This is a genomic window from Ornithinimicrobium pulveris (genome assembly GCF_050261105.1).
Taxonomy (GTDB): Bacteria; Actinomycetota; Actinomycetes; order Actinomycetales; family Dermatophilaceae; genus Ornithinicoccus.
Map to the genome: position 1 here is coordinate 974,374 of NZ_CP189837.1, position 24,288 is coordinate 998,661.

Here is a 24,288-nt window from a genome sequence, read left to right on the forward strand (position 1 = left end):
AGACCCCTGGCTCCCGGCTGGGAGCGCCCGTGCCCGGGCGATTCGCCCCAGCCGACGCAGGTAGCCTCGTCCCCGTGAACACCCACGACCACCCGCCGGTATCGGTCATCATGCCGATCCTCAACGAGGAGCATCACCTCGAGGACGCGGTGCTCTCGGTGCTCGCCCAGGAGTATCCCGGGGAGCTGGAGGTCGTCGTCGCGGTCGGCCCGAGCCGGGATCACACCCGGGAGGTGGCCGATGCGCTCGCCGCGCGTGACCCCCGCGTGGTGGTCGTCGACAACCCGTCCGGCCGCACGCCCGACGGCCTGAACGCGGCGATCGCGGCCACGCGCCACGACATCGTGCTGCGGATGGACGGCCATGGCGAGTTGTCGACGGGCTACATCACGCGGGCGGTCGAACTGCTCGAGGAGACGGGCGCGGCCAATGTCGGCGGGCTGATGCTGGCCGAGGGGCTGGGGGATCTGCAGCAGGCGGTCGCGGTCGCGATGCGCTCACCGCTGGGGATCGGGGCGGCCCGGTTCCACGTCGGTGGTGAGGCCGGACCGTCCGACACCGTCTACCTCGGCGTCTTCCGCCGCGACTGGTTGCGCCAGGTCGGCGGCTACGACCCGGTCTTCACCCGCGCCCAGGACTGGGAGCTCAACTATCGGATCCGCAAGGCGGGCGGCGTGGTCTGGTTCGACCCCGCGCTCACCGTCACCTATCGCCCTCGGGCGACCTGGCGGGAGCTGGTCCGGCAGTTCTACACGACCGGGCAGTGGCGCCGACAGGTCGTCCGCACCCACCCGGACACCCTGAACCTGCGGTACCTCGCCCCACCCGTCGCCACCGCCCTCGTCGGCGCGGGTGCCGTGGCAGGCTTCGCGTGGAAGCCGGCCTGGCTGGTCCCGATGGGGTATGCCGCAGCAGTCACCGCGGGCGGGTGGTGGATCGCCCGCGATCAACGTCCGGGCGTCCAGCGGCGGATGCCCGGGGTGCTCGCGGTCATGCACCTGACGTGGGGAGCTGGCTTCCTGCGCGGCACCTCCAAGGATTGACTCTCAGGACAGACGCCCAGGACTGACGGCGAGGACTGACGGCGAGGACTGACGCTCAGCCCTCGGTGGGCGGCGTCGGCTCAGGGGTCGGCTCGTCGAGCGCCACGGTCAGCGGCGCGCCCGTCTTCTCCTCGACTTCGGCCACCTCTACGCCGGGGGCCAGCTCACGCAGCACCAGGCCGTCGGGGGTGACGTCGATGACGGCCAGGTCGGTGATGATCCGCTGCACGACCTGCAGCCCGGTGATCGGCAGGTCGCACTCCTGGACGATCTTGTGGCTGCCGTCCTTGGCGACGTGGTCCATCAGCACCACGACCTTCTTGGCGCCCATCACCAGGTCCATGGCGCCGCCCATACCCTTGACCATCTTGCCCGGGATCATCCAGTTGGCGATGTCGCCGGCCACCGAGACCTGCATCGCGCCGAGGATGGCGGCGTCGACCTTGCCACCGCGGATCATCCCGAAGCTGGTCGCGGAGTCGAAGAAACTGGCACCGGGACGGGTGGTCACGGTCTCCTTGCCAGCGTTGATCAGGTCCGGGTCCTCCTCGCCCTCGAAGGGGTAGGCGCCGACGCCGAGGATGCCGTTCTCGCTCTGCAGGACCAGCTCGACGTCGTCCGGGACGTAGTTGGGGACCAGGGTCGGCATGCCGATGCCGAGGTTGACGTAGTCGCCGTCCTTCAGCTCAGCGGCGGCGCGGGCCGCCATCTCCTCACGGGTCAGGGCCATGGTCAGGACTCCTCGTTCTCGGACCGGGGGCGGGTGGTGCGCTTCTCGATCTGCTTGTCAGCGACCTGCTCGGGCGTGAGCGGCAGCACGCGGCGCACGTAGATGCCGGGCAGGTGGATCTCGTCCGGGTCCAGCTCACCGGGCTCGACGAGCTCCTCCACCTCGGCCACCCCGATCTGCGCCGACATCGCGCACAGCGGGTTGAAGTTGCGGGCGGACTTGTTGAAGACCAGGTTGCCGTGGCGGTCGCCCCTGGCGGCCCGCACCAGCCCGAAGTCGGCGAAGATCGCGTCCTCCAGAACGTAGTCTCGGGTTTCACCGCGGACCGTGAACTCGCGCTTCTCCTTGGCCGGGGACTCCAGGATCACGTTCCCGTCCGTGTCGTAACGCCACGGCATACCACCCTCGGACACCTGCGAACCGACCCCGGTCGGGGTGAAGAAGGCCGGGATGCCGGCGCCGCCGGAGCGCAGCTTCTCGGCGAGGGTGCCCTGGGGCGTCAGCTCCACCTCGAGCTCACCGGAGAGGTACTGACGGGCGAACTCCTTGTTCTCACCCACATAGGAGGCGATGACGCGGCGGATGCGTCCGGCGCCCAGGAGCAGCCCCAGACCGGCGCCGTCCACGCCGCAGTTGTTGGAGACGACCTCGAGGTCCTTGGTGCCCCGTTCCAGCAATTCCTGGATCAGCACGGTGGGGACTCCGGAGAGTCCGAAGCCACCGACGGCGAGGGTCATGCCGTCCTCGATCCCCTGGACGGCCTCGGCTGCGGAAGTGACGACTTTGTCCATGCTGCCGAGGGTACCGGGAGTGCTCAGTCCCTCGGGGTGGGCCCCTGGGTCGCGCAGCGGAAGGTCACGCCCTCAGCCGCGAGCCGTGCATCGTCGTGAGCGCTGTCGCCGCGGACCAGCACCGCCGAGCCGTCCAGGGCGAGGATCTGGAGCACCTGCCGGACGAAGAGTCCGGGGTCGGTCGTGGTGATCAGGACGCGCGCTCCCGGGGGGACCTCCGGCAGGTCGGTGAGCAGTTCGGCGTAGGAGAGCCGGTCACCCGCGTGGACGAGCGCGATGTCGTCGTCCTCGACCTCGTCCCAGGCCTCGAAGTCGTCGGCGTAGGTGGCCAACTCGGCGGCCTCGTCCATGACGCCGGAGCGCAACTCCTCGCCGAAACTGCGGGTGAGTGCGGGCAGGGCCACCGCCACCACCTCGTCGCAGTCCTCGGCCAGTTCGCTGTCCGGATCGGTGGTGACGAGCACGTCAGCGCCCTCGTGGGTGTCCACGGTCAGGGTGGCGCCGACGCTCCAGACCGCCATCGCCCAGTACGCGAGCCGCCAGTGCGGAGCGGGAAGGTCGACGAGGACCACCGAGCCGGGCTGGACGTCGAGGCTCTCCTGCAAGGCGTTGGCGGCCTTGGCGGCCCAGGTGCGCAGGACGCGGCGGGAGATCTCGATCCGCTCGCCACGGCCCTCGTCGGTGTCGTCGTAGAAGGTCAGCGCCGGGCGCGTCGCGTCAGCGGCGACGGCCTGCGCAAGGACCTGGTTCGGAAACGGCACGGCACGAGGCTAACCGGACGCCGGGCCAAGGCCCAAGGTGTGCCTGCTTGCGCCCAGTGGTGTGCCCTCGTGCGTGTCTGCCGGTCTGCCCTCGTGAGTGCTACCGGCTACTCACGAGTACGACGCCGGTTGCACAGGAGGGGTGCGCGGGTGCACAGTGTCCGCCGTGACCCTCACGACCGGAGCGGTGCAGTGCGTGCGCCGAATCTGGCGTCCCGGTCGGCCGGTAGATGTCTCGGCGACCTGGGGCGTGCTGCGGCGTGGGGCCGGGGATCCGGCCTGGACGGTCAAGGGCGGGGCCATCTGGCGGGCGATCGCCACGCCGGACGGGCCCGTCACGCTCCGGGTGGTTACGCGCGACGCGGCGGTGGTGGGGGAGGCCTGGGGTGCTGGCGCAGGATGGGTGCTGGAGCACCTGCCCACAATGTTGGGGGAGCAGGATGAGGGCCACCACGCCTTCGATGCACAGCATCCGCTGATCAGCGACGGGCGGCGCCGACACCCGGGGTGGCGGGTCCCCCGCACTGGTTTGGTCATGGAGTCGCTCGTGCCAGCGGTGATCGAGCAGAAGGTGACCGGTCAGGAGGCGTTCGGGGGCTGGCGGCGGCTGGTCCGCACGCACGGCACACCGGCACCGGGACCGGGAGCAGCCCTCGGGCTGATAGTCCCGCCCAGCCCTGAGGTCCTGCGTCAGATCCCGTCGTGGGAGTGGCTGCGGTTGGGGATCAGCCCCCAGCGTGCGGACACGGTGGTGCGCGTGGCGGCGTTGGCGGGCCGGCTAGAGGAGCTCGTGGACCTCGACCTGGCGACCGCGCGGCGTCGCCTGGTGGCGGTCCCGGGCGTGGGCGTGTGGACCGCGGCCGAGACGGCGCACCGGGCGCTGGGCGACCCGGATGCGGTGAGTTTCGGGGACTACCACGTGGCGGCCAATATCGGCTGGGTGCTGACCGGCCATCCCGTCGGTGACGAGGCGCTCGTGGAGGTCCTGCGCCCCTGGGCCGGGCAGCGCTATCGCGTCCAGCGCTACCTGGAGCTCATCGGTGCCCACCGGCCGCGGCGCGGCCCGCGGATGGCGCCGCGACGGCACCTGCCCGCGCGCTGACCGCCAGGTGCTCTCGCGCTGGGGGAAGACCTTTGGCCGCACACCTGCACCCGCCAGGTGACTACGCCACGGTGACGTCGACCGACAACCCTTCGGCGTGCAGCGCGATCTCCAACCTGGCCGCCACGCGGCCGGCGCGGACGGGATCGGGTGCGTGGACGGCATACCGGGACGTGGGTGATCCCTCGACCCGCACCTCAGGCTGACCGAGCAGCGCGAGCCTGACCGCGCGCTCGCCGCGTGCCTCATCGGTCTCGATGCCGAGGCTGGGGATGCCGACCTCACGGGCAGCCTCGGTGCCGGGGGCGGCGCCGAGGGCCGCGCGGACGGCCTCGAGGTGCCCGGTCGCGAACCAGTCGCCCGGTCCGGTGCGCACGAGTGAGCGCGCGCCGGGTCCCTCGGCTCCGCCGACCACCTGCGAGACCACCGGGCCACGGAGCACCGCGGCTCCGACGGCGTCGGCCTTGCCCTTGACCAGATCGGCGGCAGCGGCCAGCTCGTCGGCGACCGCGCGGGCCGTCACCTGCAGCGGCCGGCCGTCGCTGTCCCGGCCGCCACGAAGGTCGTCCAGCACCTGCACGCCGGCGGCCCCGAGGGCGAAGTCGGTCAACCCGCCACGCCAGGGGCGGCCGGCGGTGTCGCTCAGGATCACCCCGACCCGGCGGACTCCCGCGCGCTCGGCCAGCTGAGCACGCAGGCTCTCGGCCGCCCCGTCGGGGTCCCGGGGCAGGACCAGGACCCCACCGTGCGGGCCGGTGTTGGAGGCATCGAGGCCGGCTGCGGCCATCACCGGTCCGGCGACGGCCTCGACGATCCGGGTGATCCGACCTGAGCTCGTCGCGCGCTCGGCGACCACCCGGACCGACTCCTCGAGGACCAGGCGCTCGCGCAGCAGCGCGTCCTGCCCAGCCTCGGGCCCAGCCTCGGGCCCAGCCTCGGTGGTCCGACGCAGGCCGTCCGCCTTGGAGATCAGTTTGCTGGAGACGACCAGCAGGTCGCCGTCCCGCAGGCCGCCGAGGGGCGCGAGGCGGGCGAGAAGCTCACCGGCGAGGTCGGTCTGGTCGTCGACCTCCGGCAGACCCCGGAGCGGGAGGACGAGCAGCCCGTCGGCGATGTCGTGGAGGGGGTTGGTCATCGCAGCTCGAGGGCGAGGTCGAGCGCGGCCTCGGCGATCCGGGCGGCGCCGTCGCGGTCCCGCATGAGCAGGTCGAGCGAGCGGACCTGCACGCCGGAGGGGTAGTGGGGTCCAGCGTCCGCCTCGTCCACCAGCCAGCCCTGGAGCAGATCGCTGTAGAGCCCGGCGACGCCCGACGCGGAGACCTCGACGCCCAGCGGTGCGAGGCAGGCGTCGGCTCGTCCGCGGACCGGCTGGCCGCCGATCAGAGGGCTCACGCCGACGACGGGGGCGCGGGTTCCGCGCAGCGCATCGCGCAGGCCGGGGACGCCCAGGATGATCCCGATCGAGACGACCGGGTTGCTGGGCGGCAGGAGTACGACGTCGGCGCTGCGGAGGGCATCCAGCACGCCGGGGGCGGGGGAGGCGGAGCGCAGGCCGGCGACCGTGAACCGGCGGGCGGGCGTCTCGGCGCGCTGCCGGACCCACCACTCCTGGAAGTGCACAGCCTCCTCGCTGCCATCCGGGTGCTCGACGACCACGTGGGTCTCGATGGCGTCGTCGGTGGCGGGCAACAACCGGACGCCCTGCTCGGGCAGGCCCCACCGCTGAGCGAGCCGGGCGGTCACCTCGGACAGCGAGGCCCCCTGGCCCAACCACTGGCTGCGGGCGATGTGGGTGGCCATGTCCTTGTCGCCCAGGCCGAACCAGGTCGGCTGGACGCCCAGCTCACCCAGTTCTGTCATCACCTCGCGACCATCGTTCGCGCGCCCCCATCCCTGGTCCTCATCGATCTGCCCGCCCAGGGTGTAGAGCAGGGTGTCGAGGTCGGGGCACACCCGCAGACCGAAGAGGGTGATGTCGTCCCCGGTGTTGCCGATGACGGTGATCGTGCTGTCGGCGAGGTCCGGACGACGGTTAAGGGCGGTGGTCAGCCCGCGGACGAAGCGGGCACCACCCACGCCCCCGGAGAGAAGGGTGATCTGCATGGTCCCATTGTGGGAGGTCAGAGGCCAATAGCAGATCTGGGGTTGACGGATGGGGATGACACGCGTGTAATTCTCCTAACGTGGTTCACGTCGACGGCAGGCAGATCGTCGATTTCTCGGGCCACGTGCGTGCGAGTTGGCCAAGGTCGAGGAGGAGCCATGCACGAGGTAGAGCTGATGTCTCTGCTCAATGGAGCGGACGACATCGAGGAGATGTCCTGGCAGGAGCGTGCCCTGTGCGCGCAGACCGACCCGGAGGCGTTCTTCCCTGAGAAGGGCGGATCGACCCGGGAGGCGAAGAAGGTCTGCGTGGGTTGCGAGGTGCGCGCCGAGTGCCTGGAGTATGCCCTCGCCAACGACGAGCGCTTCGGCATCTGGGGCGGTCTGTCCGAGCGTGAGCGCCGCAAGCTCAAGAAGCGCGCCGTCTAGGAGCTCGGCAGAGCACGTCGCGTCGGGACCCCCGGCCGCGGCGTCAGCCGCGTGAGCGCCCCGTGAGCAAGCCCGATCAGCAGGACCCCTCGACCACCGGCACGTCATCAGGGGAGGCGGCCTCGACCCGTCGCCCCACCTCGTCTGCGAACACCCCGTCTGCACCAACCCCGTCGGCGCACACCGACTCTTCTGCGCACACGCGCCCGACGGCGCACACCGACGATTCTTCGCCGAACCGCTCGTCGTCCCAGGCCCGCTCCTCGGCCCGGACGAGGGTGGGCGAGGTCAGCGCCGTGCTGCTGGCCCACCCCGACGGTCGGCCCCTGGATCAGGTGCTCGATGCGCTCGCCGAGCAGACGGTGCGGCCGCAGCGGGTGCTGGTGGCGGGCCTGGACCCGGATGGTCACGAGGCGGCGGTCCTGCGCCACCACCGATTGGTCAGCGAGCTCCGCATCCCCCTCGTGGTGCGATCGGCCGGCGCACCCGGGGAGCGGGACCGGGAAGAAGGGCACGGGGAAGAAAGGCACGGGGAAGACTCGCGCGAACGGCGCCGGGAAGAATACGGTCAGCCGCAGCAGGAGCCGCAGCAGGAGCCGCAGCAGGAGCCGCAGGCGCGGCAGAGCGATGCCGGCGAGACGCTGACCGTCGAGGCCCGCACCCTGCCGCTCGCGGCTGCCCTGGACGACGTGCGTGCGGCGCTGCCCGTGCACGAGGAGCACTGGCTCTGGCTGCTCCACGACGACTCGCTCCCCGAGCCCGGAGCGCTGGCTGCGCTGGCCGCGGCGGCCCGACGCAGCAGTCGGGTGGCGGTCGTCGGCCCCAAACTGGTCCGGGAGGAGGACCCTCGCCTGCTCCTCGGGGTCGGGCATCACCTGACGCCCGCAGGGAGGATGGCCGATGGGGCCGGTGCGGCACTGGTCGACCAGGGCCAGCTCGACCTAAGGCAGGACGTGCTCGGTGTGCCGCTCGCGGGGGCTTTCGTCAAGAGTCAGGTGCTCGCCGACATCGACGGTCTGGATCGGGCCTTCGCGGCCGACGGGGTAGCTGGCCTCGACCTCGGCTGGCGGGCGCACCTGGCGGGTCACCGGGTGGTGGTCGCCCCGGACGCGATCGTTCGGCAGGGGGTCACCGGGACCGGGATCGTGGATCCGCGACGCACCCGGGTGCGGCACCGTCAGCTCGCGCTGGCGCGGGGTGGGCTGCTGGCCGGTGTATGGCGTGGGCTCGGGGTGCTGATCACCAGCACCCTGGCCGCGATCCTGCTGCTGCTCGTCAAGCGCCCCAAGGAGGCCGCCGACGAGTGGTCCGACGTGCGCGCGGTGCTCTCGCCGGTGCGCGGCTGGGGAGCTCGCTGGCGGTTCCGACGGCCCCGCTCCGTGCGCCCGGGAGATCTGCGCAGCCTGTTCGTGCCGGCCTCCCTCGGCTGGCGAGCGACGATGGACACGGTGGGTGAGGCGCTCGATCCCCGTGCCCGCTCGCGCACGGAGACTCGTCGGCGGACGGGCCCGGCGGGCATCCAGGGGCTCGAGACCGGCCCGGTGGCCGACGAGTTCGCCGATGTCGGGAGCGTTCCCCGCGCCTCGCGGTGGAGCTGGCCGCTGGCGGCGGCTCTGGTGGTGGCCGTCGCGCTCACCGGGTGGCGGTGGCGCGATCTGCTGCCGTCCCTGCAACCGTCCGGCACCGGGGTTGTCGGCGGGGAACTGGGTCCGGCCTTCACCGACGCCGCCGGGCTGTGGCGCTCGGCCCTGGACGGGTGGCGCGGCGGCGGCCTCGGGCATGACGGGGGCGCCGAGCCGTGGCTGCTGCAGGGATCTGCGCTGACCCGCCTGGTCGAACTGGTGCCCGGTGTCGGGGGTTCTGCGGCCGCAGGCGTGGCCCTCGGCTGGATCCTGCTGCTCGCCGTCCCAGCCAGCGTGCTGACCGCGCATCTCGCCCTGCGCCGCAGTTCTCGGCGCCCCTGGCTGCGCGCCGTGCTCGCGCTGGGCTGGGGTGGCCTGGCCCCGCTGTCGATCGGGGTCGACGAGGGACGCGTCGGACCGGTTGTCGTGCACGTGCTGGCCCCGCTCCTGATCGCCGGGTATGCCGTGTCCGCCACCCCGCGTGGGGGAAGCCGCAGGACTGCCGCCGTCTTCGCCACCGTGCTGGGTCTGGGGCTGGCTGCCCAGTGGGTGCCGCTGGTGCTCGTGCTGAGCACGCTGGGCGGTGTCCTGCTCCTGATCCTCGGGCGGGGATCCGCCCGGTGGCGGGGCGCGACCCTGGCGATCCTGCCCTGGGCGCTGGCGCTGCCGTGGCTGATGCGGGTCTGGTCCGAGCCGCTGAAACTGCTGGGCGGAGCGGGCGCGACCGTCGCCGACCCGGCACATCCCGCTCCCGTTGAGCCCTGGGAACTGCTGCTCCTGCACCCAGGCGGTGCTCCCGAGCTGCTCACTGCCTCCTGGGACGTGCTCATGCTCTGGGCCGTGATTCCGCTCTGGCTACTCGCGGTGGCCTCGATGCTGCTGTCGCGTGGGCGTGGTCGACGGGGCACGGTGCTGACCTCGGTCGCGCTGGTCTGCGTGGGCCTCGCGGTCTTGGCGACCCGCACCGGGATCGGCGTGCTGGCTCAGCCCGCCGCCACGCATGCCTCCGCGGCTGGCGGTGCGACGGGCGTGGAGAACGGCATCACGCTGACGGTGACGCCTTGGTCGGGCACGTTGTTGTCCTTCGCTGGGGCTGCTGTCCTGCTCGCCGCCGCCCTCGCGCTCGATGCGCTCCTGGACGCCCGGGCCGCGCGGAAGGGGGAGGCGGGCTTCCGGGCGTTGACCGGCACGGTGGTCGCCCTGACGGGCATCGCCACCACGGCCATCCTGGGCTGGGGGACGATCCTGGCGGGGCAGGGTTCGGTCAGTCTCGAGCGAGCCGAGGACCCACTTCCCGCCGTGGCGCGGGAGCAGGGAGGCGGCCCGTCCGCCGTGCGCACCCTCGTCCTGCACCCTCGATCGGAGACGGGGGAGATTGGGGAGGAAACGCCATACCGCCTCGTCGTGGACCTGGTTGGGGACGAGCCCGAACCGGCGCGGATCCTGAGGGACGGGGCGGCCCTGGCGTATGGCGTCGGCGCGGACCCGACCCCGGTGAGCCAGAGCGTGGCAGCGGTGACGGGAGAGGCGACGCCGCAGGAGGCGGTGGCCGAGCTCGGCGCCCTGGGCGTGGGCTATGTGCACCTGCTCGCCGACGAGACCAACCCGCTCGTGGCGCAGCTCGACCGGCTGCCCGGCGCCACGCGGGTGAGCAGTCCACCGGAGGAAGTGCTGTGGCGGATCGCGGGAGAGCCGACCGGCCGCCTGCGGGCGGTGGACGCCGACGGCGGGGTGGGGCAGGTGATTCCCGTGACCGGGCCGCACGCCGCGACGAGCGAGCTGCTGGAACTGGACGACGACACGACCCTGACCGTCGCCGAGGGGAGTGGCTGGGCGGAGCAGGCCGAGCTACGCGTTGACGGCGAGCCGGTGGAGATCAGACCTGACGGGACGGCGGCGCTGTCTGCCGGGACCCACGATCTGGAGCTGCGGCTGCGGACGCCGGGACTGCCCTGGCAGCTCATCACCCTGGTGATCGCCGGGCTCGTGGGCTTCCTGGCGCTGCCGGTCGGGCGGACCGAGGATGAGGAGCGGGAGCGATGAGCCGTGAGCCGGAGGACAACGGGGCGCCAGGCGCGGCGGTTGGGGGCGACGGTGCTCAGGGAGCCGGTGCTGGCGGTGGTGCTGCCGCCGCGGAGGCTGCGGTGAGCCGGCGCGCACTGCCCTGGTGGCGGCCGACCGTGGCGGTGCTCGCGGCGGCCGGTCTGGTCTGGGGGGCTGGTTGGCTCGCCGAGGGCGGCGTCCAGCTCGGATCCACGACCCCGAGCGACAGCGCGGAGGCGACGACGAACGGCCCCGTGGCGTATGTCGAATCCGCCAGCCTGGCCTGCCCCGGGCCGGTCCCGGGCGGGGTCGGGACCGCAACGCATGCGGACGCGTCGGGGGCGTCGGGGGAGGAGGACGATGGCGACGCCGCGCGTGCCCTGGTCGTGGCCGCGAGCGCCCCCGCCGAGGTGGGGGAGTTTGCTGGGCAGGAGGGTGCCGCAGAGCAGGACAGTGGTGTCGAGGGCGTCGCTACGGGCGAGAGCTTGGACGCGAGGGGGTCGACCGGCGAAGGATCGGGCCCGATGCTGTACGAGGGGGACGGGTCGTCGGATGCGGCTGCCGGTGGGGCGTCGGGTGGGAGCGCCGGTGGGGACGGTTCGCCCCTCGCGGACTTGACCATCGAGGCGGACGCTGCCGGTCTGGTCGCCGCGACCGGGGCTGGGGCTCCGGGCTTGGTGGGCGGCCAGCTGAGCCTGTCCACAGAGCCAGGCGCACGCGGGCTCAGCCTGACCGGCTGCGGCGCCGCTGCCGAGACGCAGTGGCTGGTCGCCGGCGGGCACGAGGCCGGGCGCAGCGAGCATCTCGTCCTGAGCAACCCCGGTGAGAACGCGGTGACGGTTGACGTGGCCGTCTACGGCGCGGACGGTCTGGTGACGACGACGGGCGGCAGCGGCCTGGTGGTGCCGGCCCATGGCCGCTCTGTCCACCTGCTGGATGCCCTGGCGCCGTCGGTCGAGGCTCCGGTCGTGCAGGTGCGAGCCAGCGGTGGGCCGGTGGTAGCGCACCTTGCGGAATACCACCGCGAGGGCACGACAGACCTCGGCGCGGAGATCGTCGGGGCGGCCGCTGCGCCGAGCACCGATCTAGTGATCCCAGCGATGCTGCTCGGCGGTGAGAACGGCGGGGGTGCGGAGGCTGTAAGCCCCGCGGTAACGCTGCGTCTGGTCGCTCCCGGTGACAGTTCTGCGGTGGTGGACCTGACGGCGCTCACGCCCGATGGGGCCGTGCGGCTGTCGGAGGACGTCACGAGGGTTCCGGCAGGGACGACAGTGGACGTGGTGCTGGAGGACCTGCCGGATCAGGTGAACGCGTTGCGGGTGCGCAGCGCATCGCCGGTGACCGGTGGTCTGAAGGTCGAGCTGCCGCCAAGCGGCGATGAGCCTGTCGAGCCGGGTGATGATGCGGCCACGACAGGGGGGCCCGATGGAGCGGCGGTGACCGGTGGACCGGAAGATGCGGCAACCACGGCCGGACCGGACGATGCGGCAACGACCGCTGGACCCGACGACGCTGCCACGACGGCGGGACCGGACGATGCGGCCACGACGGCCGGACCTGACGGGGCCTCAACGACTGCGGGTCCGCCCGCAACCCCTCAGGTCGAGCCCTTGGTCCGCCCAGCGGGCGAACTCGCCTGGGTGCCGGCAGTGACTCTGTCCACGACACCGATCGGGATGGGGATCCCGGACCTGGCCGCCCTCTCGGGCGGGACGGCCCGGGTGGCCGTGACCGTGCTGGATGCGACGCCGGTGCGCGTGACGTGGTTGCTCGACGACGGCACCTCGCGTGCCGACGACCTGGATGCTGCGGGGAACGACACCACTGTGGTGCTGGGCGTCCCGACGGACGCTCGAGCCGTGTGGGTCGAAGGGGGTGGGGAGGCCGGAGTGGTCGCCTCACTGGTCGTGACGGGGCAGGACCTCCTTGGTCCTTACCTGGCAGCGGCGCCCCTGACCGGCGTGCCCTGGGAGCGTTCGCTGACCTCGACGCGGGTGCTCACGCCCTGAGCCGCGAACGGGCGCTCTGTGCAGGCCGAGGATCGACGTGCCCGGCTCACTCTTGACTGCCGCCGATCGCTCCGGACGTGTGCTCCGTAGCCGCTCTCTTCAGGCATATCTGCTGGTCAGGGCGTTGGGGGAGGGTATGTCAGTGGTCTCTGTTTGAGTATCGGTATGGGGAAGCAGCCAGCACCGAGCGCACCGCCTGTGGGGGTGGGTGATGTGGGGTGGGAGGCCGCGCGGGGGGTGTCGTTGGACGAGGTGGTCGAGGGGGAGTGCTGGGCCGGTCCGGGTGGTGCGGTGGGTGCTGGTGCGGGCTGGGTCCCGGACGCCGAGGAGGCGGACTGGTGGGCGTTCTCGGTGGAGTACGACTCCCAGCTCGGGGCCAGGTCTACCTCGGGGTTGGTCGGTGATGATCTGCTGGCGCAGTTGAGGTCCGCGACCCGGGCGGTGTCCCGGGCGGGGCTGGATGAGGATGAGGTCGTGGGTGTCTTTGATGCCCAGGTCGCTGCCGGTCTGGAGGAGGCCGGCAGGTTGGCCGTGCGCCTGGACGCGACCGTGGTGACGTTGGCGGTCCAGGCGCACTCCCGGGGGTTGCACACCGAGAAGGGGTTGTCGTTGGTGGACTGGTTACGGGTGCGCTGCCCGTGGCTGTCGGCTGCCACGGCTTCAGCGATCCGGGTCGTGGTGACCTGCCTGACACTGTCGTCCACGGCCCGGTTGAGGCAGGTCGCGACCGGGGGGTTGGCGCCCTTGCACCGGTGCGCGATGGTCGCGCGGATGCTGAACCGGATCGTGAACCTCACTGATCACGACTCGCACGAGGCGTACACGGTGATCGTCGCGGACGCGGCGGCGAACCCGGACATTTCTGATGCTGAGTTGGCGTTGATCTGCGCGCGGATCATCCACGACCTGCTCGATGCCACCCCTGACACAGACCGCACCGCCCAGGAGCTGCGTGGTGTCTCGCGCAGGCCGTTGGGGGAGGGGTTGACCCGGTTCACCGTTGATGCCCCGGACGCGGCCGCGGCCAGTATCGATGGTGTCCTGACCGGGGCCCTGGCCGCCCCGGCCCCAGGAGTGGATGAGGACGGGGCACCGGTGCCAGATGAACGCTCCGCGACCCAGCGCAGGTTCGATGCGTTCATGACCGTGCTGAACCGGGGCCTGGGCAACCCTGGTGCCGCGCCCTCGAGCGCGCGGGCCGCGGTGATCCTGACGATGCCGTTCGATCCCGCGACCGGGCAACCCGCCGGCCCAGCGAGCACGCCCGCAGGGATCGTGCTCTCACCCAGGGCGGCCGGGCAGATCGCGTGCTCGGGCGTGATCACCCCGGTCTGGCTGAGCACGAACGGGGCACCCCTGAAACTCGGGCGAGAGGCCCGCTACGCCACCCCTGAGCAGTTCAAAACGCTCGTGGCCAGGGACAAGCACTGCACCTTCCCCGGCTGCACCCGGCTACCGCAATGGTGCGATACCCACCACCTGACCTGGTGGTCCCGCGGCGGACGCACCGATGTCGATGACATGGTCCTGCTCTGCGAGACCCACCACACCCACGTCCACCTGCACGACATCCACGCCCAGGTCCACGGCGGCACCATCATCTGGCACCTCTAACCACCCCGCCCCACCCCGGCCCCACCCGGCCGGGAACACCACCACGCCCGGCGCCGGAAAGGTTGCCGGATTCTCCAGCCGAGCCGTGGTGCCGTTCGGCGACGGAGATCGCCAGAGCTACTTTCGCCGCCGAGGCTCAGGCCAGGTCGTCCGGATCCCGACCGAACATCCGCGCCACCTGCTCCGCCATCACCTCGTAGACCACGGCCGCCAGGTCGGTGTCATCCTCGGCGCGATGCACGATCGGCCGGCGATAGAGCACGAGGCGGGCGGGCAGGGTGCGTTCGGCGGGGAAGAGTCGACCGAGAGCGACCCCGTGCTCCCACGGTGCCGGGTCCGACGGGGGGACCTCCTCCACCGCAAGTTCCAGGCCCAGTTCATGCCCCAGCCGTCGCTCCAGAGTCTCGGCGGCGTCCAGCACCAGATCGTCGAAACGCGCCGAGCGGGTCGACATCGCGGGCAGCGGCGGCCACGCCAGGGGCCCGCGGAGGCCGCGGCCTCGCCGATCGCGTCGATGAGCCAGTCGATGAGCCACGCGCGTCTCCTCTTCCTGCTGTACCGACCGTCGAACTCCCGGTCCTCCCTGACCGGGCAGACACGACAGTAACCCCGCGGGGGCTTGGACTTCGTTCCCACCGGTGCGCGTGGTGCCGTGGGTTTGTCATGGTCGCCGCCTACAGTGGGGTCTTGTGACCCTCTCTCGTCAGTGCTCCAAGACCGCGTGCTCCCGACCCGCGACGTCGACGCTGACCTATGTCTACGCGGAGCAGACCGCGGTGCTGGGTCCGCTGGCGACATTCGCCGAGCCGCACTCCTACGACCTGTGCGAGGACCACGCCGACAAGCTGACCGCACCCCGAGGGTGGGACATCGTCCGGCTCGAGCTGCCCGAGGGCACCCCACGGCCCCCGGTCGACGACCTCGCCGCGCTGGCCGACGCGGTCCGCGAGCACCGCGGCCAGGGTCGCGTGGTCCATGTCGACCCCACCCACCGCGAGGAGCGGGTCGGTGCCACCGTCACCGAGATCACCCGCCGCGGCCACCTGCGCGTCCTGCGCGACCGCTGAGCCCCTTCCCCATCTCGATCACCACCCCGTCCCCGTAGGCTGCTGTCTGTGACTGCGGTGAGACTGGCCGATGTGGTGAAGGCCTATGACGTGCGTGGGTTGGTGCCTGCGCAGTTGGATACCCGGGTGGCGGGTGCGCTGGGGTCGGCCTTCGCTCAGGTGATCGCGATCCCGGAGGGGGAGGACGGAGTCGTGGTGGGGCACGACATGCGTGAGTCGGGTCCCGAGTTGGCTGCCGCCTTTGCTGCTGGGGTGGCCTCGCACGGGGTCCCGGTCACGATGATCGGGTTGAGCTCGACCGATCAGCTCTACTTCGCCAGTGGTTCGTTGGGGCGGGCGGGGGCGATGTTCACGGCGAGCCACAATCCTGCGCAGTACAACGGGATCAAGCTGTGCCGCCGGGGTGCGCGCCCGGTGGGGCAGGACTCGGGATTGGCCGAGGTGCGGGACCTGGCGCAGTGGTTGTTGGACCGGGGTGCTCTGCACGGGCCGTTGACCTCGGCTGCGCCGGCCCAGATCGACGCGACGGATGTGCTGGCTGACTACGCGGCATACCTGAGGGGCCTGGTGGACCTGTCCGGTGGGCGGCCCCTGCGTGTGGTGGTGGACGCGGGCAACGGGATGGCGGGACACACGGTGCCGGCCGTGCTGGGCGAGGGGTTGCCGGTGGAGGTGCTGCCGCTGTATTTCGAGCTGGACGGGACCTTCCCCAACCATGAGGCGAACCCGTTGGAGCCGGAGAACCTGCGTGACCTGCAGGCCGCGGTGGTGGAGCAGGGCGCCGACCTGGGCCTGGCGTTCGACGGGGATGCCGACCGGTGTTTCGTGGTGGACGAGCAGGGTCGCCCGGTCAGCCCGAGCGCGATCACCGCGCTGGTCGCGACCCGTGAGGTGGGTAAGTCCGTGGCAGCCGGGACCCCGGCCGACCAGGTCGCCGTGGTGCACAACCTGATCTGCTCGCGCGCGGTGCCGGAGACGATCGAGGAGCTGGGCGCGCGCGGGGTGCGGACCAGGGTGGGGCACAGTTTCATCAAGGCGCAGATGGCCGAGCACGAGGCCGTCTTTGGTGGGGAGCACTCGGCGCACTACTACTTCCGCGACTTCTGGTACGCCGATACCGGCATGCTGGCTGCGCTGCATGTGCTGGCCGCGCTGGGTGAGCAGGAGGAGCCGTTGTCCGCCCTGGTCGCGGGGTTTGAGCGGTATGCCGCATCCGGGGAGATCAACTCCGTGGTCGTGGACGCGGGGTCGGCGACCGAGCGGGTGCGGGCGTGGGCGCTGGAGCAGGGGGCCGTGGCCGACGGGTTGGACGGGCTCACCCTGACCCGTGAGGAGACGCCCATGTGGTGGCTGTCCTTGCGCCCCAGCAATACCGAACCGCTGCTCCGGCTCAACGTCGAGGCCGCCGACCAGGCCACGATGGAGCAGGTGCGTGACCACGTCCTGACCCTCGTCCGACAGGAGGATTGACATGGCTAGGCCACAGTACGAACCCTGGGTGCGCGAGATCCTGCGTTGCCCGGTCGGTGGGCACGAGCTCATCGACATCACCGAGGAGCAGGGCGGCCCCGCGCTGCAGTGCGCCGAGGACTGCGGCGGTGCCGAGCAGCGCCGCCGGTACCCGATCGTCGACGGCATTCCGGTCCTGCTGGCCGATGACGCGGAGATCGTGTCGTCGGGCGAGTCTGCGGCCGAAGCAGAAGGCGAAGCCACGGCAGACTCCGACTCCGAGTCAGCGGACGGCTGAGGCGCGGCGTGCCCTACATCGACGAGGCGCTGCTCAACGACCAGGATGAGTTGGGTCGCAAGGATTCCCGCGGGACTCTCCGGGCACTAGCCTCGGCCGGCGCCCAGGTGCGCGAGGCGCTCACGCTCGGGCACGACGCTGGCATCGAGCGCCTCGCCCAGCAGGACCGCCCTCGGTCCGTGCTCGTGGCCGCTATCGGTGGGTCGGCGATCGTCGCCGATGTGCTCGAGCTGCTGGCTGAGCCGGGGTCGCCCGTGCCCGTCCAGGCGCGACGCAACCTCCCGCTGCCTGGGTGGGTGGGTCCGCTCGACCTCGTCGTCGCCGTGTCCCTGTCCGGCCGAGCGCCGGGCCCGCTCGCGGTCGCCGCCGAAGCGGCCCGCCGGGGCGCGTCCCTCCTCACCGTGGGTGCCGACGAATCCCCCTTGGCCGAGGTATGCCGCCGCGCCCGGGGCATCCACGTCGGCACCGGGCAGACCGCCCGGGCGAGCTCGCGCACGGCCCTGTGGACGCTGCTCACCCCGGTGCTCGTGGGGGCGGGGCATCTGGGTCTGCTGGATGCTCCCGAGCGCTCCCTGGAGGCCGTCGCCGACCGGCTGGACGAGCGGGCCGAAGACTTCCGGCCGTCCTCCGAAGCCTTTATCAACCCGGCCAAACTGCTCGCCGTGCAGCTCGCCGAGACCGTGCCGGTCGTGCTCGGCGACGGGAGCCTCAGCGGGGTGGCGGCTGCGCGCGCGAGCTCGATGTTGGCCCGCACCGCGCGCATCCCCGCCCTGTGCGGAGAACTGCCCGACGCGGCCAGTGGCATTGTCGCCTGCTTCGACGGCCCGTTCACCGGCATCGCGGGGCGACGCCCTGGCACCTATGACAACGCCCGCATCCGGCTGGGCGACATCGACACGAGCGCCTGGGAGCCGCACCACTTCGCTGAGCCTGAGGGCGAGTTGATGGAGCGCGCCCGCGGCCCGGAGAGTGGCCGGGACATCTTCGCCGATCCCTACCTCGACGGTCCCACGCCGCCGCAGCTGGGCCTGCTGATGCTGCGCGATGCCGAGCCCGAGCAACCCGACGAAGCCTCGGCGGACTCGGAGCGGTTGACCGAGGCGGTCCTGACTACCGCCCGGGACGCCGGGGTGACGGTGATGGAGGTCCGGGCCGGCCCGGGAGATCAGGTGGTGCGCCTGGCCGACCACATGGCGATGGTCGATTTCACCGCGACCTACCTCGCGATCGGCCTGGGCCTGGACCCCTCGGTCAGCCCACACGTCGCGGACCTGCGCGACCGGACGAGCTGAGTTCAGAGCCCTGCGTTCAGAGCACTGCGTTCAGACAGAGCCCTGAAGACCAGCTGAACCCAGACGAGCTGACCTCAGACCACCGGCTCCGGGTTCGCCAGCACCTGCCGCAGCAGCGGAGTGGTCGATCCGACCGCGGTCCGCACCACGACCACGCCCAGCACCAGCGAGGCAAGGATCGAGATGAGCGTGAGCGGGTCGGTGACCATCGCGATCCCAGCCAACGGCAGGACCATCAGCGCACCGGCTCCCGCACCCACCAGACAGATCGCCACGAGAGGTGACAGCACCGCGCGTCGGCGGGCCGACTCGAGCGTCCGTCGGGGTGTGCCCAGCCGGTCCAGCGCGACGTACAGATCCCGCCGGTCGTAGACCTCGGCCGCCGCGTGGACCGTCATCGATGCAGCCAGCGTCAGGAAGGCGAGTCCGATCGTCAGGTAGACGCCGGTCCCCAGATCCCGGTTGAGCATGACGTCGGCCGGGCTCATCAGCTCCGGACTGGCGGTGTTGGTCATCGCCAGCCCGGTGCCGACGACGACGCTGACGAAGGACACCATCGCCGCCCCGCCGACCTGCCGCCAGACGGCGCGGGGATCGTCGAGGACGGCCCGTGCGGCCAGGAGTCGGGTGGCACCACGCGGGCCGCCACCGGCCCGGCGCAAGGACATCCGCGCCAGCACCTTCAACACCCACGGGCCGATGACATTGAGCACCGCCAGGCCGAGCCCCAGCATCACCAGGGCGATGGCGATGCCCACGACCTGGGCGTGCTCACCCACCTGCTGACCTGCAGCGACCAGGGCGACGAGCACACCGACCGCGATGGCGGCACGGGCCCAGTGCGGCACCGCCGGTGCCTGCCGGGTACGGACGCCCAGCGGCGTGATCGCGACTTTGCGCAGACCCAGCGCCGCACCGGCCACGGCCATCCCGACCAGGGCCACCACCGTGACCAACGCCACGGGGACGGACGGCAGCACGGCCCCGGCACCGATCGGCCCACCGAGGAAGGGGATCAGCCCGAAGACCGGCGCCAGCAGCAGGTGGCCGACGATGCCCAGCGCCACCCCGAGGGTGGCGACGATCCCCGCCTCCAGAATGCTCAGCCGGACCAGAAGCGACCGAGGTGCCCCGAGGAGACGCAACGACGCCAGCCGGGTGTCCCGACGGCGGGTCGACAGCCGCACCGCCGAGCCACACAGGGACAACAGCGGGACGGCCAGGATCACCAGCGCCACCGCGGCGAGGCTGGCGTAGACACCCTGATAGGAGGCGTCCACCCCCGAGCTCTCGTCGAGGCGGACGAAGAACTCCGCACCACCAGCGACGGTGAGGGTGAGCGCGGTCACCACCGCGAACGCGGCGACCGGCAGCGCCTGGCTGCGGCGGTCAGAAGGGCTGCCGCGCAGCAGAAGTGGCGCGAGTTGGCGGAGTGAGGTTCTCATCGCACGCTCCCCTCGCGCACGTTCTGCTCGCGCACGTTCTGCTCGCGCACGTTCTGCTCGCGCACGTTCTGCTGCACCACGAGGCCGTCGGCCAGGTGCACGATCCGGTCACAGCCGCGGGCCACGACGGGGTCGTGGGTCACGACGACGAGGGTCCGCCCCCGGTCCCGTGTGCTGCTCCGCAGTGCCTGCATCACCTCGGCCGAGGTAGCGGAGTCCAGCGCCCCCGTTGGCTCGTCGGCGAAGACGACGACCGGGTCGGCGACCTGGGCGCGGGCGATCGCCACCCGCTGCTGTTGGCCCCCCGACAGCTGACCGAGGCGGCGGGCCTCCATCCCGGCGAGCCCGAGCGCGGCCATCCATGTGGCGGCCTGGTGCTCGGCCGCGCGTCGGTCGGCGCCGGCCAGCATGAGCGGGAGTGCCACGTTCTCGACGGCGCTGAGCTCGGGCAGGAGCAGACCCTGCTGGAAGACGAACCCGAAGCTGCGCAGCCGCACCGTTGCCCGTGCCTCCGCCTTCAGCCCCGCGAGGTCCTGACTGCCATGCCGTGGGTCGTGGAGCAGGACCGTGCCGGAGTCCGGCGCGATGACGCCGGCCAGGCAGTGCAGCAGGGTGCTCTTGCCCGACCCCGATGCGCCCATGACCGCGACCGCCTCACCCGGCCAGAGCTGCAGGTCGACGCCGGCGAGGGCGAGCGTGTCGCCATACGCCTTGGTCAGGTGACGGGCCACCAGGGTGGGGGATGCGCCCGAGGGGTGGTGCGCGGACTGTGCGTGACTGCGGTCCGGGGTCCGGTATGCCGTGTGCTGCGGTGATCTCATACCCACACCGTCGTGGGTGCGGGCCGCTCGTCGAATCCGTTCGCGGGCGGACGTTGTCGCCGTTGATCTGCGACCACGGGCGGAGGCGGACAGGGGAGATCCCCTACCGGGCGACGGCCGAGGGCGCTGCGGGCACCGGTGGCTGCCGTCCGGTAGGGGATCGGTGGGGTGGGTTGTTCCTTCCTACTCCCAGCCCAGCGCGGCGATGTCGTCGAGGACGGCGTCGTTGATGGCGCCGCTCCCGCCGAGCACGTGCACGGTGTCTGGGGAGAGGTTCAGCAGGGCCCGTCCGGTGACGGCCGGCAGGGAGCCAGGTCGGGTGAGCAGGACTGGTCCGCCTTCACGGGCAGCCAGTGGTGCACCGGCAAGCGCGTCGGCGTAGGTCGCCCCGGTGGCCAACCAGGCGTCGTCGCTGCCGTCCTTCCACCAGCTCGCCAGTGCTGCGGCGGTGCTGTAACGGTTGCCGCCAGAAACCCGCTCGACTGGGTAGCCGAGCCGTTCGATCTGGGCGGGGACCTGAGGCTGGACCGCCCCAGCTCCGCCGAGGACGACGACGCGATCGGGGTTGTGGCGGGCCAACTCCATGATGGAGGCCGACGGCAGACTGCCGGGGCGGGTGAGCAGGACGGGGGCGTCCAGTCCACCAGCAAGGGCGGCGGCGGCCAGCGCGTCGGGGTAGTCCGCGCCGGTGGCGATGAAGACGGTGTCGCTGGGAGCCAGCTGGGCGCTGACGACGGCGGCAGTGCGGTATCTGTCACCGCCGGCCAGGCGCACGTGAGCCAGGCCGAGCTCGGTCAGCTCATCCAGGACCTCGCCGTGGACGACGCCGCTGCCGCCCAGGACGACAACCTGCTGCGGTGCCAGGGTCTCCAGAGCTGCCCGGGTGGCCGCGGGCAGACCGTCGGGACGGGTCAGCAGGACCGGAGCCTCGTAGCTGCCGGCCAGCGCTGCCCCGGCCAGGGCGTCGGGGAAGTCGCGGCCGGTCGCCAGGAAGACGGTCGGCAGGCCGGGCGCGTAGTTGTCCACGGCCAACCTCGCGGCGGTGCCGTACCGGTCCGCCCCCACGACCCGCTCGATCTCAGGACCCACCTCGGGGTCGGGCTCGGGTTCCGGGTCCACCGGCGGCTCGGGTTCGGGGTCGATCGGCGGCTCGGGCTCCGGATCCTCGGCGCGGGTCAGCTCCACCGGTCCCAGAACCGTCGTGTGGGAGGCGAAGACCAATTGGGGAGTGCCTCCCCTGTAGATGTCTGGTGCGAGGCGTCCGGCGACGAGGTAGTAGGTCTGGCTCTCGCCTGGTTCAAGGGCATCACGGGCGACCAGCGTGGCCGATGCCTTCGGCTCATCTCCCGTCAGTGACCGGTGCGTCAGGTGAGCGTGTGAAGAGCGGACCTCGCCATCCTCGTCAACCGTGCCCTTGGGCCAGCGCTCCTGGGCGTACTCTTCAGCGGTCAACAGGGCGACCACAACCTCATGTGGCCGCTCGACGTCTCGGAGCAAGAGATATTCGATGGCGGCGCTGACGTTGCCGTCCTCACCGATAGCCGGTTCGACCAGCACCTCGAAGTCATCGACAACGGGATCAGGAGCGACCGGACAGTTCTCCTCGTTCAAGGGCACTGTGACCGACGCGGACCGACGCTCGTCGTGGTCTCCGAGACGAAGTGAGACCTCGACCTCGTCGTGCTGAATCAACTCAGAGGGATCGTCGTAGTGGTAGTAGGGACGGATGGTCGGGGATAAGATATTGGTCCGGATGGTGTGTGTGGAAGACGGGATCGGCTCGTCGAACCAGACGTAGTAGCCCCCGAGCGTCGAGGTGCTTGGTCAAGTCCCGGGTAGTGGTGTAGCGCTGTGCTCCTTCGACAGGGGGTTAGGCGGTCAGCGCGGGTAGGGCATCGGCTCCGATCTCGGGTTCGGTGTTGGGCACGATGTTGACGCGGCAGCGGGCCAGCACCTCGAGTCCGAGGTAGCGGCGTCCTTCGGCCCACTCGTCGGTCTGCTCGGCCAGGACGGCGCCGACGAGGCGGACGATCGCGTCGCGGTTAGGGAAGATGCCCACGGCGTCGGTGCGGCGGCGGATCTCCTTGTTGAGGCGCTCGGCGGGGTTGTTGGACCAGATCTGGGTCCACACGTCCTTGGGGAAGGCGGTGAAGGCCAGGATGTCCTCGCGTGCGCCGGCGAGGTGCTCGGCCACCGCGGGCAGCTTGTCGGTGACGTAGTCGATGAGCCGGTCGAACTGCGCGTGCACCGCCGATGCGTCGGGCTGGTCGTACACGCTGTGCAGCATCGCCTTGACCGCCGGCCACATCGACTTCGGCGTCACCGACATCAGGTTGGCCGAGTAGTGGGTGCGGCAGCGTTGCCAGGAGGCGCCGGGCAGGTTCGCCGCGATGGCCTCGACCAGACCGGCGTGCGCGTCGGAGGTCACCAGCCGCACGCCGCTCAGGCCGCGGGCGACCAGGTCGGCGAAGAACTCGTTCCACGCCGCCCCCGTCTCGCTGGTGGCCACCCGCATGCCGAGGACCTCGCGGTGCCCGTCGCCGTTGACGCCGGTCGCCAGCAGCACGACGGCGTTGATGACGCGCCCGCCCTCGCGGACCTTCATCGTCAGCGCGTCGGCGGCCACGAACGTGAACGGGCCGGCGTCCCCGAGCGGGCGGTGGCGGAACTCCTCGACGAGCTGGTCCAGGTCGGCGGCCATCCGGGAGACCTGGGACTTGGACAACGAGTCGATGCCCAGAGTCTTGACGAGCTTGTCCATGCGCCGGGTGGAGACCCCGGCCAGGTAGCAGTCGGCGACGACGGTGATCAGCGCCGACTCGGCCCGCTTACGCCGCTCGAGCAACCACTCGGGGAAGTAGGTGCCCTTGCGCAGCTTGGGGATCGCCACCTCCAGGGTGCCCACCCGGGTGTCCAGGGGGCGGCGGCGGTAGCCGTTGCGCTGGGCGACTCGGTCGGGGGTGGGCCGGCCGTACTCGGCGCCGACGACGGCGTCGGCGTCCGCGGACAGCAGGCTGTTGATGATCGACTGCAGCAGGTGCCGCATCAGATCCGGACTCGCCTCGGCCAGGGCTTCGCCGAGCAGGCCGGCAGGGTCGACAATGTGAGGAGCGGTCATCGTGTGACTCCGTTCGAGGGTGCTGTGAGAGGTTCACTCGAAGGATCACGCGGTGGCCGCGTCCTCGTCCGACGTACACGCCGGAGACGACGACTTCAGCTACCGCGCTACACCACTATGCGGGACTCAACTAGGTGCTTCGGATGAGCCCGCTGAGCCACCCGTCCGCGTTCTCGTCGGGGTTTGTGACCACCGCGGTCATGCGACATTCATCGCCACCCCACGCGTTGGCTTCGAAGGTCACGACCGGAACTGGCGGCTGCGGCGGTTCCTCGGTCGCCTGCGCGGGCAGGACGGTCAATCCGGCTAGGGCCAGGGGTAGGGCGCCCAAGGGTGCCAGCCACCGGTGGTTCAACGCCATCGGAGATCTCCTTTGATTCGGCTCAGGTGCCAGCCAACCTAGGAGGCTTGTGTCTCACTTCTGTCGCACGGACCGCCGCGCCGGCAGGACCTGGTCGAGTACCAGGCCGACCAACAGGCCGAGGACAAGGCCGAACACCAAGGAGGCGACGAGCAGGCGCTCGCCCCCGCCCAGCTGGGCCACGCCGTCA

22 protein-coding genes are annotated in these 24,288 nt (G+C 71.5%); 11 read left to right on the top strand and 11 right to left on the bottom strand.

Annotated features, from left to right (window positions below):
- Window positions 1–74: 74 nt before the first annotated feature.
- Entirely contained in the window at window positions 75–1,043 is a 969-nt protein-coding gene (locus tag ACQBAT_RS04530; RefSeq protein ID WP_420746793.1) for a glycosyltransferase family 2 protein, read from the top strand.
- A gap of 55 nt (window positions 1,044–1,098) precedes the next feature.
- On the opposite strand, the gene ACQBAT_RS04535 is transcribed toward ACQBAT_RS04530, so the two are convergent.
- Genes ACQBAT_RS04535 through ACQBAT_RS04545 form a run of 3 tightly spaced genes read right to left on the bottom strand, consistent with a single transcriptional unit; the run spans window position 1,099 to window position 3,325 of the window.
- Window positions 1,099–1,773, bottom strand: coding sequence for a 3-oxoacid CoA-transferase subunit B (locus ACQBAT_RS04535; protein ID WP_420746794.1), 675 nt, complete (start codon window positions 1,771–1,773; stop codon window positions 1,099–1,101).
- 2 nt (window positions 1,774–1,775) lie between these two features.
- Window positions 1,776–2,564 carry a CoA transferase subunit A gene (locus ACQBAT_RS04540; protein WP_420746795.1) on the bottom strand — a complete coding sequence of 263 codons (789 nt, stop codon included), beginning with the start codon at window positions 2,562–2,564 and terminating at the stop codon, window positions 1,776–1,778.
- Between the two features lie 23 nt (window positions 2,565–2,587).
- Window positions 2,588–3,325 (bottom strand): TIGR03089 family protein, encoded by a 738-nt coding sequence (locus tag ACQBAT_RS04545; RefSeq protein ID WP_420746796.1) that lies wholly within the window; start codon window positions 3,323–3,325, stop codon window positions 2,588–2,590.
- 166 nt (window positions 3,326–3,491) lie between these two features.
- Between ACQBAT_RS04545 and ACQBAT_RS04550 the strand changes: the two genes are divergently transcribed.
- On the top strand, window positions 3,492–4,427 hold the full coding sequence (locus tag ACQBAT_RS04550) for a DNA-3-methyladenine glycosylase family protein (protein WP_420746797.1): 936 nt from the start codon (window positions 3,492–3,494) through the stop codon (window positions 4,425–4,427).
- Window positions 4,428–4,488: 61 nt separating this feature from the next.
- Here ACQBAT_RS04550 and cofE read toward each other — a convergent pair whose 3' ends face one another.
- Together cofE and cofD are read right to left on the bottom strand one after the other, a co-directional pair.
- Window positions 4,489–5,562: a coenzyme F420-0:L-glutamate ligase gene (gene cofE / locus ACQBAT_RS04555; RefSeq protein ID WP_420746798.1), complete on the bottom strand. Its 1,074-nt coding sequence runs from the start codon at window positions 5,560–5,562 to the stop codon at window positions 4,489–4,491.
- Window positions 5,559–6,530 carry a 2-phospho-L-lactate transferase gene (gene cofD, locus ACQBAT_RS04560; RefSeq protein WP_420746799.1) on the bottom strand — a complete coding sequence of 324 codons (972 nt, stop codon included), beginning with the start codon at window positions 6,528–6,530 and terminating at the stop codon, window positions 5,559–5,561. Before cofD ends, cofE begins: the two co-directional genes overlap by 4 nt.
- A gap of 159 nt (window positions 6,531–6,689) precedes the next feature.
- On the opposite strand from cofD, the gene ACQBAT_RS04565 reads away from it, so the two are divergent.
- From ACQBAT_RS04565 to ACQBAT_RS04580, 4 genes are all read left to right on the top strand, one after another.
- Window positions 6,690–6,959, top strand: a complete 270-nt coding sequence (locus tag ACQBAT_RS04565) for a WhiB family transcriptional regulator (RefSeq protein WP_420746800.1) — start codon at window positions 6,690–6,692, stop codon at window positions 6,957–6,959.
- Window positions 6,960–7,255: 296 nt separating this feature from the next.
- The gene (locus ACQBAT_RS04570) at window positions 7,256–10,624 is read left to right on the top strand and encodes a glycosyltransferase (RefSeq protein ID WP_427197746.1); all 3,369 of its coding nucleotides are present in this window, start codon (window positions 7,256–7,258) and stop codon (window positions 10,622–10,624) included.
- Window positions 10,621–12,633, top strand: a complete 2,013-nt coding sequence (locus ACQBAT_RS04575) for a DUF5719 family protein (RefSeq protein ID WP_420746802.1) — start codon at window positions 10,621–10,623, stop codon at window positions 12,631–12,633. Before ACQBAT_RS04570 ends, ACQBAT_RS04575 begins: the two co-directional genes overlap by 4 nt.
- Before the next feature lie 165 nt (window positions 12,634–12,798).
- Window positions 12,799–14,247 carry a DUF222 domain-containing protein gene (locus ACQBAT_RS04580; RefSeq protein WP_420746803.1) on the top strand — a complete coding sequence of 483 codons (1,449 nt, stop codon included), beginning with the start codon at window positions 12,799–12,801 and terminating at the stop codon, window positions 14,245–14,247.
- Between the two features lie 136 nt (window positions 14,248–14,383).
- On the opposite strand, the gene ACQBAT_RS04585 is transcribed toward ACQBAT_RS04580, so the two are convergent.
- On the bottom strand, window positions 14,384–14,701 hold the full coding sequence (locus ACQBAT_RS04585) for a metallopeptidase family protein (RefSeq protein ID WP_420746804.1): 318 nt from the start codon (window positions 14,699–14,701) through the stop codon (window positions 14,384–14,386).
- 235 nt (window positions 14,702–14,936) lie between these two features.
- Between ACQBAT_RS04585 and ACQBAT_RS04590 the strand changes: the two genes are divergently transcribed.
- From ACQBAT_RS04590 to ACQBAT_RS04605, 4 genes are read left to right on the top strand one after another with little or no spacing between them, the layout of a single operon-like run.
- A complete protein-coding gene (locus ACQBAT_RS04590; RefSeq protein ID WP_420746805.1) occupies window positions 14,937–15,314 on the top strand; it encodes a DUF3499 domain-containing protein in 378 nt (125 codons plus the stop codon).
- Window positions 15,315–15,362: 48 nt separating this feature from the next.
- On the top strand, window positions 15,363–16,784 hold the full coding sequence (locus ACQBAT_RS04595) for a phosphomannomutase/phosphoglucomutase (RefSeq protein ID WP_420746806.1): 1,422 nt from the start codon (window positions 15,363–15,365) through the stop codon (window positions 16,782–16,784).
- Between the two features lies 1 nt (window position 16,785).
- Entirely contained in the window at window positions 16,786–17,061 is a 276-nt protein-coding gene (locus ACQBAT_RS04600) for a Trm112 family protein (RefSeq protein WP_420746807.1), read from the top strand.
- A gap of 8 nt (window positions 17,062–17,069) precedes the next feature.
- Window positions 17,070–18,353, top strand: coding sequence for an SIS domain-containing protein (locus tag ACQBAT_RS04605; RefSeq protein ID WP_420746808.1), 1,284 nt, complete (start codon window positions 17,070–17,072; stop codon window positions 18,351–18,353).
- A 74-nt stretch (window positions 18,354–18,427) separates the two neighbouring features.
- On the opposite strand, the gene ACQBAT_RS04610 is transcribed toward ACQBAT_RS04605, so the two are convergent.
- The 3 genes from ACQBAT_RS04610 to ACQBAT_RS04620 all read right to left on the bottom strand — a co-directional run bounded on the left by ACQBAT_RS04610 (window position 18,428) and on the right by ACQBAT_RS04620 (window position 22,071).
- Window positions 18,428–19,798 (bottom strand): FtsX-like permease family protein, encoded by a 1,371-nt coding sequence (locus ACQBAT_RS04610; RefSeq protein ID WP_420746809.1) that lies wholly within the window; start codon window positions 19,796–19,798, stop codon window positions 18,428–18,430.
- A complete protein-coding gene (locus tag ACQBAT_RS04615) occupies window positions 19,795–20,619 on the bottom strand; it encodes an ABC transporter ATP-binding protein (protein WP_420746810.1) in 825 nt (274 codons plus the stop codon). The genes ACQBAT_RS04610 and ACQBAT_RS04615 overlap by 4 nt, the downstream gene beginning before the upstream one ends.
- A gap of 183 nt (window positions 20,620–20,802) precedes the next feature.
- Window positions 20,803–22,071, bottom strand: coding sequence for a cell wall-binding repeat-containing protein (locus ACQBAT_RS04620; RefSeq protein ID WP_427197747.1), 1,269 nt, complete (start codon window positions 22,069–22,071; stop codon window positions 20,803–20,805).
- A gap of 18 nt (window positions 22,072–22,089) precedes the next feature.
- Here ACQBAT_RS04620 and ACQBAT_RS04625 point away from each other — a divergent pair, with 18 nt between their 5' ends.
- Window positions 22,090–22,284: a hypothetical protein gene (locus tag ACQBAT_RS04625; protein WP_427197748.1), complete on the top strand. Its 195-nt coding sequence runs from the start codon at window positions 22,090–22,092 to the stop codon at window positions 22,282–22,284.
- Between the two features lie 205 nt (window positions 22,285–22,489).
- On the opposite strand, the gene ACQBAT_RS04630 is transcribed toward ACQBAT_RS04625, so the two are convergent.
- Together ACQBAT_RS04630 and ACQBAT_RS04635 are read right to left on the bottom strand one after the other, a co-directional pair.
- Window positions 22,490–23,737 (bottom strand): IS256 family transposase, encoded by a 1,248-nt coding sequence (locus tag ACQBAT_RS04630; protein WP_420746812.1) that lies wholly within the window; start codon window positions 23,735–23,737, stop codon window positions 22,490–22,492.
- 415 nt (window positions 23,738–24,152) lie between these two features.
- Window positions 24,153–24,281 carry a hypothetical protein gene (locus ACQBAT_RS04635; protein WP_420747980.1) on the bottom strand — a complete coding sequence of 43 codons (129 nt, stop codon included), beginning with the start codon at window positions 24,279–24,281 and terminating at the stop codon, window positions 24,153–24,155.
- Between the last annotated feature and the right edge of the window lie 7 nt (window positions 24,282–24,288).

What these genes read in the sequence shown, in the direction of transcription:
- ACQBAT_RS04565 (WP_420746800.1), top strand. Translation starts at nt 6,690, where the DNA reads ATGCACGAGGTAGAGCTGATGTCTCTGCTCAATGGAGCGGACGACATC.
- ACQBAT_RS04540 (WP_420746795.1), bottom strand. Translation starts at nt 2,564, where the DNA reads ATGGACAAAGTCGTCACTTCCGCAGCCGAGGCCGTCCAGGGGATCGAG.
- ACQBAT_RS04535 (WP_420746794.1), bottom strand. Translation starts at nt 1,773, where the DNA reads ATGGCCCTGACCCGTGAGGAGATGGCGGCCCGCGCCGCCGCTGAGCTG.
- ACQBAT_RS04600 (WP_420746807.1), top strand. Translation starts at nt 16,786, where the DNA reads ATGGCTAGGCCACAGTACGAACCCTGGGTGCGCGAGATCCTGCGTTGC.
- cofD (WP_420746799.1), bottom strand. Translation starts at nt 6,530, where the DNA reads ATGCAGATCACCCTTCTCTCCGGGGGCGTGGGTGGTGCCCGCTTCGTC.
- ACQBAT_RS04575 (WP_420746802.1), top strand. Translation starts at nt 10,621, where the DNA reads ATGAGCCGTGAGCCGGAGGACAACGGGGCGCCAGGCGCGGCGGTTGGG.
- ACQBAT_RS04625 (WP_427197748.1), top strand. Translation starts at nt 22,090, where the DNA reads ATGTGGCCGCTCGACGTCTCGGAGCAAGAGATATTCGATGGCGGCGCT.
- cofE (WP_420746798.1), bottom strand. Translation starts at nt 5,562, where the DNA reads ATGACCAACCCCCTCCACGACATCGCCGACGGGCTGCTCGTCCTCCCG.
- ACQBAT_RS04630 (WP_420746812.1), bottom strand. Translation starts at nt 23,737, where the DNA reads ATGACCGCTCCTCACATTGTCGACCCTGCCGGCCTGCTCGGCGAAGCC.
- ACQBAT_RS04615 (WP_420746810.1), bottom strand. Translation starts at nt 20,619, where the DNA reads ATGAGATCACCGCAGCACACGGCATACCGGACCCCGGACCGCAGTCAC.
- ACQBAT_RS04585 (WP_420746804.1), bottom strand. Translation starts at nt 14,701, where the DNA reads ATGTCGACCCGCTCGGCGCGTTTCGACGATCTGGTGCTGGACGCCGCC.
- ACQBAT_RS04580 (WP_420746803.1), top strand. Translation starts at nt 12,799, where the DNA reads ATGGGGAAGCAGCCAGCACCGAGCGCACCGCCTGTGGGGGTGGGTGAT.
- ACQBAT_RS04610 (WP_420746809.1), bottom strand. Translation starts at nt 19,798, where the DNA reads ATGAGAACCTCACTCCGCCAACTCGCGCCACTTCTGCTGCGCGGCAGC.